This window comes from uncultured Winogradskyella sp. (genome assembly GCF_947495255.1).
In the GTDB taxonomy this organism is placed as follows: Bacteria; Bacteroidota; Bacteroidia; order Flavobacteriales; family Flavobacteriaceae; genus Winogradskyella.
This window is the reverse complement of the sequence record NZ_CANLYI010000008.1, coordinates 1-12,161: the sequence shown is the minus strand read 5'-3', so window position 1 is coordinate 12,161 and position 12,161 is coordinate 1. Positions and strand designations below refer to the sequence as shown.

General features: G+C 32.4%; 4 protein-coding genes and 1 pseudogene. 1 reads left to right on the top strand and 4 read right to left on the bottom strand.

Annotated features, from left to right (window positions below; genetic code table 11):
* Positions 1-3: 3 nt before the first annotated feature.
* Entirely contained in the window at positions 4-813 is an 810-nt protein-coding gene (locus tag Q0807_RS13680; RefSeq protein ID WP_299110644.1) for a DUF1853 family protein, read from the bottom strand.
* Positions 814-986: 173 nt separating this feature from the next.
* Here Q0807_RS13680 and Q0807_RS13675 point away from each other — a divergent pair, with 173 nt between their 5' ends.
* Positions 987-1,859, top strand: a complete 873-nt coding sequence (locus Q0807_RS13675) for a winged helix-turn-helix domain-containing protein (RefSeq protein ID WP_299110642.1) — start codon at positions 987-989, stop codon at positions 1,857-1,859.
* 6 nt (positions 1,860-1,865) lie between these two features.
* Here Q0807_RS13675 and Q0807_RS13670 read toward each other — a convergent pair whose 3' ends face one another.
* The 3 genes and pseudogenes from Q0807_RS13670 to Q0807_RS13660 all read right to left on the bottom strand — a co-directional run.
* Positions 1,866-2,849, bottom strand: coding sequence for a type IX secretion system membrane protein PorP/SprF (locus tag Q0807_RS13670; protein WP_299110641.1), 984 nt, complete (start codon positions 2,847-2,849; stop codon positions 1,866-1,868).
* A 27-nt stretch (positions 2,850-2,876) separates the two neighbouring features.
* On the bottom strand, positions 2,877-11,087 hold the full coding sequence (locus Q0807_RS13665) for a T9SS type B sorting domain-containing protein (protein ID WP_299110639.1): 8,211 nt from the start codon (positions 11,085-11,087) through the stop codon (positions 2,877-2,879).
* Positions 11,088-11,156: 69 nt separating this feature from the next.
* A pseudogene (locus Q0807_RS13660) lies at positions 11,157-12,161 on the bottom strand (hypothetical protein); the annotation flags it as partial.

Here is a 12,161-nt window from a genome sequence, read left to right as displayed (position 1 = left end):
CTGTTACCACCACGTTATAAAACATTTTATAAATTCTTGTTTTTCATTTTTTAACCAAACTAAAGGTGATTTTTTCTGAATAATAAATTTTTCTATTTTGAATTTTGCAGTTTCAAAAGTTAACCACTCCACATTATAATGAGGTTTAATTAACCAATCTAATTTTACGGGAATATAAAAGCTATACTGTTCAAAATCATTAATAGCGTTGAAAGAAGAATAAAAACCAGATACACAATCTTCGTTTAAAAGATGTACATCATTTTTTTGATTATTATAAGGCAAAAACAACTGTGCTTTAAAACATAATTGTTGTTTTACGTTTTCAATATTAATATCTAACATTTCCAATTGCAATTTAGTTTGATCTCTATAGAGTAATGGGAATTGTTTGGTTTTTAATTTTTCTAACTTGTAATCTAAAGCGTCATTTCTATTTGGACCAATCCAATAGGAGAGTGGATTATTATAGGTTTTAATAGAATCATAAAGGTAAAACTTGTAGACTATTTCAAGATGAATCGGTTGCTCATTGTTATAATACAAAGCATCAATTTCTCCAATAGTTAGTTTGTCATTCTGAATTTGTAAATTCTCTGTAATAAATTTAATATGAGACTCTTGTTTTAATTGGTGGAAAACAAACTCTTCAACCAATTTACCTAATCTTTGATTTTTAAATTCGTCTGTATCTGCTAAACCTTTACTATTTCGTTTTAATTGAAGTATGTCAAATTTTAATAAATCATCTGTTTTAAATAAAGAAGGCGTATTTAAATAACCGTTATAACGTAGAATTGTACTGTTTTCCATAGAACTTTAAAAGTAAAAATAAATTTAGAATAGAATTGAACTTATAGGAATACTTCTATGAATTTTTGTCTCAATAAATAGACCTTATTGGGTATATAAACATGTCAAAAAAGTGTAAAAGAAATGTAAACTGTTCCTTAAAGTCATAGATTTGTTTGTTCTTTACAATAATTATGAAGCAAATTACAATTAGAAACTTCTCTAAAATATTACTATCTCTATGTATTGGATTGGTATTATCTTGTACAACAAACCAACCTGATGATTTTTCAGAACGAACAAAAATAGCCTTAAGAGATGCTGGTAATACATTGTTATTATCTCATAAAGATTCTACATCTTTAATTTTACCGGTTGTAAAATCTAATTCTAACACTTACCGATTATCATTTAGTGACTCTTTATCCATTGAACCGCAGGCATTAGTTGCAGCAATACAAGAGAGTTTAAAAAAAGCAGATTTACCAGAACAATATAGAGTAGAGGTTAAGCAATGTAAAGATTTTGAAGTAGCCTACAGTTATCAAATGAGTAAAGAATCTGAGCGCACTATTATTCCTTGTGCAGGAAGAACTTTACCCAATTTTTGTTATTTAATTGAGTTAAAATTTATTAATAGAGTTGAAGTAACCTCAACAACTTCTATCATAATTAAGACCATAATTGTTTTAACAGTTTTACTAATTGTTTTCCTTTTATCTAAAAAAATAATGGCACTAAATAAAAACCAACAAAATGAAAAAAATGACGTTGGTGAAAAATTAGGAAGCTTTAAATTTTATCCAGAACAAAACAAATTAGTAAAGGAAGCAGAAGAAATTGCACTGTCTAAAAAGGAGTGCGAATTACTAACGCTTTTAGTTACTAAACCCAATCAAATTATTAAACGCGATGAACTTACCAAACGCGTTTGGGAAGACAACGGTGTTTTTGTAGGTCGCAGCTTAGATACTTATATTTCTAAATTGCGTAAAAAGCTTAAAGCTGATTCCTCTATTAAAATAACAAATGTACATGGTGTCGGTTATAAGTTAGAAATAGAATAAATTCTATTATCTATAATAACTTTTACTTGTTCCTTTTGTACATGCACAGTTACTCACACCTTGAAATAAATCTAATCCAATAGTGATCATATGTGTACCTGTATTATAGCCAGACAAATCATTAAATGTAAATTGATAAGCATAACCGAAATAAAAATTATTATAAGTTATACCAGCCATTGGACCTAAATTTAATGGTTTAAAAAATTGGTCATTTAGATAACGATAAGATGCACCTAGCCAATAGTAATCACCTAACCTATTAAATTTTCTATATTTAAAATTAATGTCTGTACTAGATCTTTTATCACTATCAAATAACTGGAAAAACACAGAAGGTTCATATTCTACATCTTTATTGTTTTTACTTTTTATGACAAGACCAGAGTATATTTGATAATTTAATAATCTACTAGGCTCTAAGCCAATGTAATCATCAGTATCTTTTTTCATAAAGTTATTGGCATTAAGACTTAAATAGAACGCTTTCCAACGATATAAAATACCTGCATCAAAGTTATTATTAGATATAGAGCGGTCATCTGTAATACTAGGATCTATAACTGGAATATCATAAGTAGTATTAAAATTTTCTATATCAATTCTAAAACTATTGATATTGTATGACAAACCAAACGATAAATATTGTTTTGATTTATAGTCTAATATTAAATGGTGAGCAAAAGAGAATTTTACACCTTTTTGTCTTGTGTTACCATTTTTATCATTGTAAGCAGAAATACCAACACCTGTATTACTTGCAATTCTAAAATCTGCATAAAGCGATTGATTATCTGGTGCGTTTTTTATGCCAACCCATTGTGTAAGTCCGTTTACTCTAAGTTTTAGATTATCTCCAATACCAGCATAAGTAGGTGATATTACAAAGTTGTTTTCTGATAAATACTGTGTAAATACAGGTAAGTTTAGTTCTTGGCCATAGCTTTGAGCAAAGACCAGAAAAAGAAAATATAGTGTGATTTTTTTCATAATGTTATCTTTTTAAGCGCTTTGCTATTATCTATATAGTGTAAAGTGTCCAACAAATTCTTTATCATGTGAGGCGTCATTAGTTTTAACTACAAACCAATAATCTCCAGTTGGTAGTTCTGCTCCTTTATATTTTCCGTCCCAAACTTCACCAACATGATATTCAGCAATTTTACGACCATAGCGATCAAAAATATCGAAGGTTAAATTCGGGTAATTCTCAGTACAACCTGGTGCCCAAGTATCATAATTTCCATCACCATCTGGTGTAAACCAATTGGGGATACAGATATCTTCAAATTCTAGTTCTATTGTAGCCTTAGCAAAACATCCAGTGCTATCAGTAACAATTACTTCATATAAACCAGATTCAGTTATTATAAATGAATTTTCACTTCCATAATCTTCACCATTCATAGTGTATTGGTATCCACCTTCACCACCTGCTGTTGTAGCTATAAACTCATTTAGTTCACCTTCTGTTAAGGTTAAAGTAATAGGAATAGAGGCTTCAATATCAAAGAATTCTGTGGTTTGTACACAGCCATTAGTATGTCTTACATCAATAAAGTGGTCTGTGCCAACTGATACATTTGTAAATTTTTCACTAGTTTGGTATGGTCCACCATCTAGAGAATAATCTAGTTGAGTAAGGTCAATAGATTCATCTACAATTACAGTTACAACGTTTCCTTGTGTATTGTCTTCACAAACATTTTCAATTAATATTTCTGGTAAAATGGTCACAGATTCAGGGAATGTAATATTCCATTGCGATTCACATCCTTCAGCATCGCTTACAAAAACTGTATGGTCACCACCAGCTAAACCAGTAAAATCAAATTCGTTTTGAGTAGCACTACCAGTAGTATAAACACCTTCATAATCATCTAGACTTACACTATATGGTAAAGTTCCTCCTGAGATTGTAATACTAAATTCGCCATCTTCGTCACCACTACAAATTTCTGGTAATAATGAATTTGGAACAATACTTAATATAACAGGACTAGGTTCTTCTATTGTAAAGCTAAAGCTTAAGTAACACCCTAATTCATCTTGAACAATAAGGTTGTAATCTCCTGGCTCTAAATTATCTATTACGTTAGTATCAAAAAATTGATTTAACTGCGGTGAAATAGCATATTTTATTGTGCCAGTTCCTCCCGTTGCTGTAATTTCAACACTACCATTATTGTTTCCAGAACAAGTAACGTTGCTTACATCTATAGTTGCATCTAATGGTGCATCTGGTTCTGTAATATTTATCATTTCGGAAGTTGCAATACAATCACCACTTTCTACTAGTACCGTATAATTACCTGCATAAAGTTCTGTAAAATAACCTGGACTATTTTGCGTCGCAGGAATAGCAGTTCCGGATGTATCCTGTAATGTGTAAGTATAATTTCCTAAACCACCTATTGCAGTTGCAGAGATTGTTCCGTTATTATCACCAGCACAATTAATGGTAGGATTAGTAGATTCTAACGTTACTGTTAAAGTAGGTAATGGGTCAACAGTGATTTCATTTGAAACATTAGTAACACAACCATTAGCATCTCTTACGTAATACGAATAAGTACCATCTGGAACAGAGAATGTAGTTGATGTTGTAAACGTTCCTATAACTGGGCTAAATGATGCATTAGCGCTATAAGAATATATACCTGTTCCTCCAGTTGCACTCAACGTTAACGTTGATTCCGTTAAACATGTTTGCGTTGTTGTTCTTACTAAGTTAGCCTCAACTGGTGTTGGTTCTGAAATAACAATATCAATTGATGTTAATTCACAATCATATCCGTCTGTAATTCTAACAAAATATGTTCCAGGACCTAAGTTTTCAAAGACATTAGAAGTTTGTGGACCAGAAACACTTGGTGTTGGTAAAACTGTATTTAATGTGTATGAATAATTAGAACCTTGACCACCTGTTACATTTGTAATGGTAATACTTGCATCTTGGTCACCAAAACAAGATAATACTGTTGTACTTGGTGTAAAAATTGCAGTGATTGGGTCAGGTATTTCTAATGTTATTGATTCCGAAACAATACAGCCACCAGAATCTCTAACATTCACTACATAATTTCCTGCAGAAAGATCTGTGAATGTACTGATTGTAGAATATGCAATAGTCGCATCTCCTGTTAATTCATATTCTAAATCTCCCCAACCACCAGAAGCAATTGCAGTAATTGTTCCTTGGTTATTATTACAAGTTACATCTGAAGTTTCAGAAATATTTAATGTTAATGGTACCGCAGGTGATGTAATAATAACATTAGATGTTGCAGAACAGAAAGGGAAATCAGTTTCAGTAATAATCACTGAAAACGTTCCAGCTTCCATACCAGAGACTGTAAGAGGATTAGTTGATGTATTTGCATTAATTGCTCCTGTTACTGAAGTACCAGAATTATTAAATACTTCATAAGTGTAATTTCCTGTATAATTTTCAATATTAATATCAAAAGAACCAGAGTTGTCTCCAAAACATGTCACAGCTGTAGGTGTCAATGTAAATGTAGGAAGCACAGCTTCTGATAGTGTTACTGAAACTTCTTCTGTACATAAGGTTAATGTATCTGTAATTGTAATAGTGTAAGTTCCTGATGGTACTCCAGAAAACACATTACCAGCTAAACTAATAGAAGATGGGTTAGGAGCAATACTATAAGTATATGACCCAGAACCACCATTACCAGTTATTGTTATTTCACCATCGTCATCATTACAAGATGGAGAAGCCGTAACTTCTGGTGATAACGAAATTGGAGATTGAATATCTAAGTTTACAATATTTCCACAGCCATTAACATCTCTGATTTCTACAGAATGAGAACCAGAATATAAATTAGATAATGTAAAAGGGAAGGTTTGTGTCTGAAAAGCACCTCCATTAATACTTACTGTGTAAGGTGGAATACCTACCGTATCTAAAGTTACATCAATTTCAAATTCACCTTCAGCAACGGTACATTGATTAGTGTTTACTGCTGCAATAACAGGCGTGGAATCCATATCTAAAACTTGAACAGGACTTGTTACGATACAATTATAAGCATCAATAACATGAACGTAATAACTACCAGCATCTTCGTTGAAAGTACTTACCGAATTCCAACCAGTACCTGAAGCTAATGGTGCTGAAGCAGATGTTGTAAGTTGATATCTATAAGGTGACGTTCCGTTTGAAGCTATAGCACTTATAATACCTGAATTAGGATTACAATTAGCATTTTGATCTATTGAAACAGCTAACTCTAATGCAAAAGCAGATTCAGTAATATTAAAAGGAATCGTTACAATTCCACAACCAGAATTTGATCCAGAGGTCTCACTTATAGAGACAAAGTAATTACCAAAAGGCAATGGTCCTAAATCAGTTACTGTTAAAGAGCCATTTGCAGGTACAGAGCCCGAACCCGTTATTCCAGTAGAATTTAATGATAATGAATCAAATATTTCATAGTTAACATTTACAGCACTTGTGTAAATACTATTTACAGTAAAAGTTACATTTCCATCAGCACTACCTGTACAAGTAATATTGTTAGAGCTAAACGCTGAAGTTGTTAAAGTTGAACTTGTTGGTATAGCAACAGTAGATGGTTCGTAATAACTACAATTAGTAGATTGATCATATACTATAAATGTATAAAGCACACCTGGCATTAAACCTGTAAATGTAGCAGATTGACTACCTGTCGTATCTTCCGCTAACCATGTGCCTGTTGGGTAAACAGTTGATGGACCTTCATATATACTAAAGAAAAATGGACCAGCACTACTAAGCGTAGAACCTACACTAACCTCGGCTTCTCCGCCTGTTGTACAATCTACAGTAGAAACAATATTAATGTTAAGATCAGTAGGAGGAGAGGCAACTAAAACATCTTGAACTAAAACAGAACAACCATTAGAGTCTACTACATTAATTTCGTATAATCCAAAATCAACAACATCAAAACTAACAGAAGTTGATCCTGCATTATTTAATTCTGAATTAGAGTATCCATTTGTTCCTGTAACAAAATAATTATAAGGAGCAGTTCCGCCTGTTACAGAATTTATAATTACAGAACCCTGAGAAACACCACCTGTCGTACAAGAAATATCAATGGCATCATAATTTACTACGATAGCATCTGGTTCGTTAATATCTACTGTTTGAGTTACTGTACAAGATTTAGCATCTGTTACTGTTACTGTATATGTTCCTGCTGGTAAGCTAGAGGTTTGTGTTCCATAATCAGTTCCCGTAGTATCATTATTTATATTAATAACATAAGGAGGTGTACCAACTGTGGTATCAATAGTAACTTCAATAGCTCCATTTGTATCACCATTACATAAAATAGGTTGCGTTTGTGCAACTAAACTTAATTCTGGTAATGATATTGGATCAACAGTAATTACAGATGATTCTGCAATACAACCATTAGCATCAGTAATTTGGAATTGGTATGTTCCTTCATTTGAAGCTGAATATGTAAACGGTGTTCCTGTTGCTCCTAAACTAGAATAAGCAGCTCCATTAAAAGATACAGCATAAGTGTATGGTGCTGGTCCAGTAATTGTTCCTGTTATAATAGCATCTGAAGATGCAGTACAATCTAAGTCTTTTGTTAAAACAATAGCAAGTGTTGGTACAGGAATTGGGTCAATAGTAAGTGTTTCTGAATACACACAATCGTTTTCATCTTTAACTTGAAAAGTATATGTTCCTGGTTCTAAATCAGAAAAACTTGTTGACGTTTGGTAAGGTGTAACGTTTGAAGCTGGTGCAGAAATTTGATACTCTAAAGTCCCAATACCACCTGTAGTACTTGTAATTGAAACTGTTGATGTGTTTGTTGGACAAGTCACAGCCGTATTATCAAAAGTTAAATCCGTTGGAGGATTTAGAGCTGCTATTTCAATTTCATTTGTTGCAGCTGTACAACCATTTGCATCCTTTACAATTACAGTATAAGTACCTTGAGATAAATCACTAAATACATTACTGTTTTGGAAATTAACTCCGTCAATACTATAGGTAAAAGGTGCATCGCCTCCTGTAACATTTGATACTGTTATTGTTCCATTATCCAAACAAGTTAATGGAGTGGTTAGTTCAGCTGTGCCAACGATTTCCGCTCCAGAACTAATAGTTATTGGTTGTGGATCTGTGGTACATTGAGCTGTACCAGTAGTGTATTGTAATACGATAGTATAAGTTCCGGCTGTAAGGCTAGTAAACGTATTTGAGTTTACATACGTAGTTCCGCCATCAATACTATAAAGAATACTACTACCATTAGCATTTGTAACATTAATTGTAATTGCGCCAGAATTAACCTCGTCTGCACATGTAATATCTGTTTTAGTAACATTAAAATCAGGTTCAGCTATAGCTTCAACGTTTATTGAAACATTAGTGCTACAATTGTTAGCATCTACCACTTCAATATTATAAGTGCCTGCTGTAGTTATAGTTATTTCAGGAGTTGATTGAAAATTTGTACTACCATTTACAAAGTAATAATAAGGTAAAGTTCCGCCAATAGGATAAACCGTAATAACACCATCTTCACAAGATAGAGGTGTCGTTAAAGCCACTGTAGCAGTAAGCAAGGTAGGTTCTATTATTTCTATGTCTTCAGAAACGATACAACCATTTTCAGATTCTATAGTTGCAGTATAAGTTCCTGCATTTAAGTTTTGAAATGTATAATTATTATCTACAATTGGTCCAACACTATTAACTAATGTTCCTGATTGAGACAATGTAAATGAGTATTGTGGATCAGCATCATTTGCAGCTAAATTAATACTGCCTTTGTCTCCATGACAAAGCGGTTGTGTAACTGTTGTAGAAGCTGTAAATTCTCTATCTCTAATTAATACATCTGGTACTGTAAATACACAAGGGTTGGTATCTACACCAGTTTGTCTAACATAAATTGTATAAGTACCAGCAGTATCTACAGAAAAGATATTACTAGTTTGAAAATTGATATTATCTAAACTATACTCATAACCAGATGGTACATCGTTTACTGTGATACTTCCGTCTGTTGTACAGATAATATCTGATGAGTTTACGGTAGGACTTAATAAGTTTTCATATACATTGAAGTAAAACTGAACAAAACATCCTCCAGGATAATTAATTGTAATTCTATACTGACCAGATGTATCTGCAACAAAATTTGTACTGTTTCCTACAGAATTCCAAGTACAACTTGGTTCTTCATTAGCACAATCTATATTTGTAACGGCTGTACAGCTACTTTCATCTAATTTTTCCCAAATAATAGAAGTAGAGTCCGAGATATTTGTTTGTATGTTTCTAGAGTCGTTGGCACCACATAAAAATATATTAGGTAAATCTTTTCCATTGTTAGGACAAGTAACAACTTCATCCGCATAAGGAATTACAGGATTTGTAGTATTGCTTCCAAACAATTCTACATCATATTTTTGAACTATAGATTGACAAGGTGCTATTGCTGTGTTATAAGAATAGTAAGAGCCTGTTTCTGTAACAGTTATAGATTGGGCAGTTCCAATTACAGGTGTACCAGTAGGACTTGTAGACCATGCATAAGTATCATAACCATTAGCTGCAGTCAATTCTACGCTGTCTCCACAAAGCACAACACTTTCTTGAAAACCACAATCTAAATCTGCTAAAAAGTTAGTTGCTTGAGGTGATATTAAACAACCTGTATTAGCACTTAAACTTGGGTCATCCGTAATTGTAAAATCTGGATTTACTGTTCCTTGATATGAAGCATATGCCTGATTTTGTATAAGGTTAGAACAAGCTTCAAGTAACTCTGAACAATTGTCCACTACTTGAGCTTCAATCCTTATTTCTAAAACTGGATCATTTTGTTCTACTAGTGAATCATCAATATCAAATACTAATTCTCTTGTTACAGCATTATAACTGGCAACAGTTACACCTGCAGGTAAAACTAAATCAGTTGGATGATTATAAATAATATTAACAGGAAGAATATCTCTAATTTGAAAATTTGTAGCATCATCGTTACCCGTGTTTTGAAAACCAATTACATAATTTAAAGGAGCACCTAAACTTACGAGTTGGTCACCTATATTGTTTCCAAATTCATCTTCCACTATTTTGGTAAGTACAATATTTGGTGCAATAATTTCAATGGCAAATGCACTGAAGTAGTAATAATAAATATCTAAATTACTTCCTAAGCTAATATTTGCAGAGGTTGCATTGTTTGCAATAAGTGAGTTGCCAGGATTTGGAATATTAATAATTCCGGCATCAAAACCTAAGGTGTTTGAACTGTTTGGTACTCTATTTGTAAATAATTGTGACGTATTAGTTAATGGGTCTATATCCGAAACAGTACTATTAAAAAAGTTATTTCCTGGACGAATTGTGGCACCAAAATTATCGGTAACACTAATTGTGCTTCCATTTAATTGTAAATAATCACCTGTCCATCTTCTGTCACCTTCTATAGTGGCAAATGCAAATTTTGCTCTTACAGGACCTGTTGGTATTGTATTAAATCCGTTAACAGGAAAAGTTTCATTTATTGTACTTGTAATTTTTGTAAAACCGTCAAAAGAAGTAATATACTTACTAGGTAATAATGGGTTTTCATAAATAACAAATAAGGACCAACCAGCGGAAAGTCCTTCAGAGTTGGGTTTTGGACCAACTAAAGTAGAAATATTTGCAACAGAATATGTCCCTTCTGGATCAGCTAATGCTGTTAGCATATCCGTTACATCTTGATAGTATGCATACGTGTTTGATTGGTTATTATTGGATGCATTTTGATAGTATATTTCTGTACCTGTAATATCTACATAGGAGCCTCCAGGTACTTTAAATTTCACATCAGAAATTGGTTCAGCACCATCAACTACCGCACTCCAATACAAACCAGCATATACAATTTGATAACAACTATCATCACCAGGTACATCTAAATCTGCACTACTGGAATTAAAAGTACTTGCATCACCATCTATGTCTACATATACAGCAGCGTTAGCTTGGTCGTTTGTATTAGTTCCGTTATACGGATTAGAAACATGTAATCCCACATTACTGTTTCCTATTAATAGCATATCTCCTTTTATGGCTTCATCATACCTAGGTGAGAAAGGCACAAGGTTTTGAGAATAGGCTTGCTGTCCCAAAATCAGCAATAGAATAATAAGGGTTACTCTTGAAAAAGTAGGTTTTTTCATGGTTTATTGGTTTTTGTTTTCATCTTTTTCTAAGGGGCATTAGTAAAAGACAAAGTGGCTTAACTTATATTAATTTTCGATTTTCACTATTGACATTTTTCCATTGTAAGGTCGGTTTCCTTTTGTTTTTAATGCCTTGTTGGCATCACTTATATTATCAAATTTATCGTAGAATATGTAATACTTGCTAGTGCTTACGTCGTGGAAGAAATCAATATCTGTTCTTCCTGCAGAAACTACTTTTGTAACAAAATCATTTCTACGTTTTACATCGCTGTGTACAGCAATTATTAAATAATATCCACTTTCAACATTTTTAATGTTTTTAAGAATACTAATGTTATTTCCTAATTCCTCACCAAAATCAAAATCTTCTGCAGTGTATGCTGTATTGTTTAATTCTGTTGTTTGCTTTATGTTTTTTAGTAATGCTCTATCTTGGTTATATCTATCGTCTTCACTATTGTATGCTGCACGCTTAATTCGTCTTCTTTTTTCAAATTCAGTTGCTATTCTAATAGTTTCCAACCTTTCATCTAATTGCAATCTTGCTTTGTTGGCTTTTTGTTGTTCAAGTTTTAATTTGTCGATTTCACCTTTATAAAATAAGTTCACTTCATCTAAAGCATATTCGCTAATTTCAGAACGCTCATTATATAATTCTGTTAATTCTTCAATTTTATTATTTCTTGTTAGAATTACTTTTTCTAAGTCCTTTTTAACAGCATTAAGCTCGTTGTTTTCTGCAGTAATACTTTTAAATGGTCTTGGTGCAACTGTAATTCCTTGATCACCTAAATCATTTTCTTCTTTTAGACTTTTTAAGTCTTCATTTTTAATATTAACGATTTCATCAAATCTCTTTAATAATTCGTTTTGAGATTCTTTAGAATTATCTGTTGATACTGCTAATTCTTTCATAGTCTTAGCAAGCTCGTCTTTTGGGTTTTCAATTAAATCTTCATTAACCTCTAATTCCTCAGCCAATTTATTTTCTGCATCAGCTTCTTCTTTAGCTTTTTGTTCTGCGACTAGTTTGGCTTGTGCATCAGCTTCCTCTTTAGCTTTTTGTTC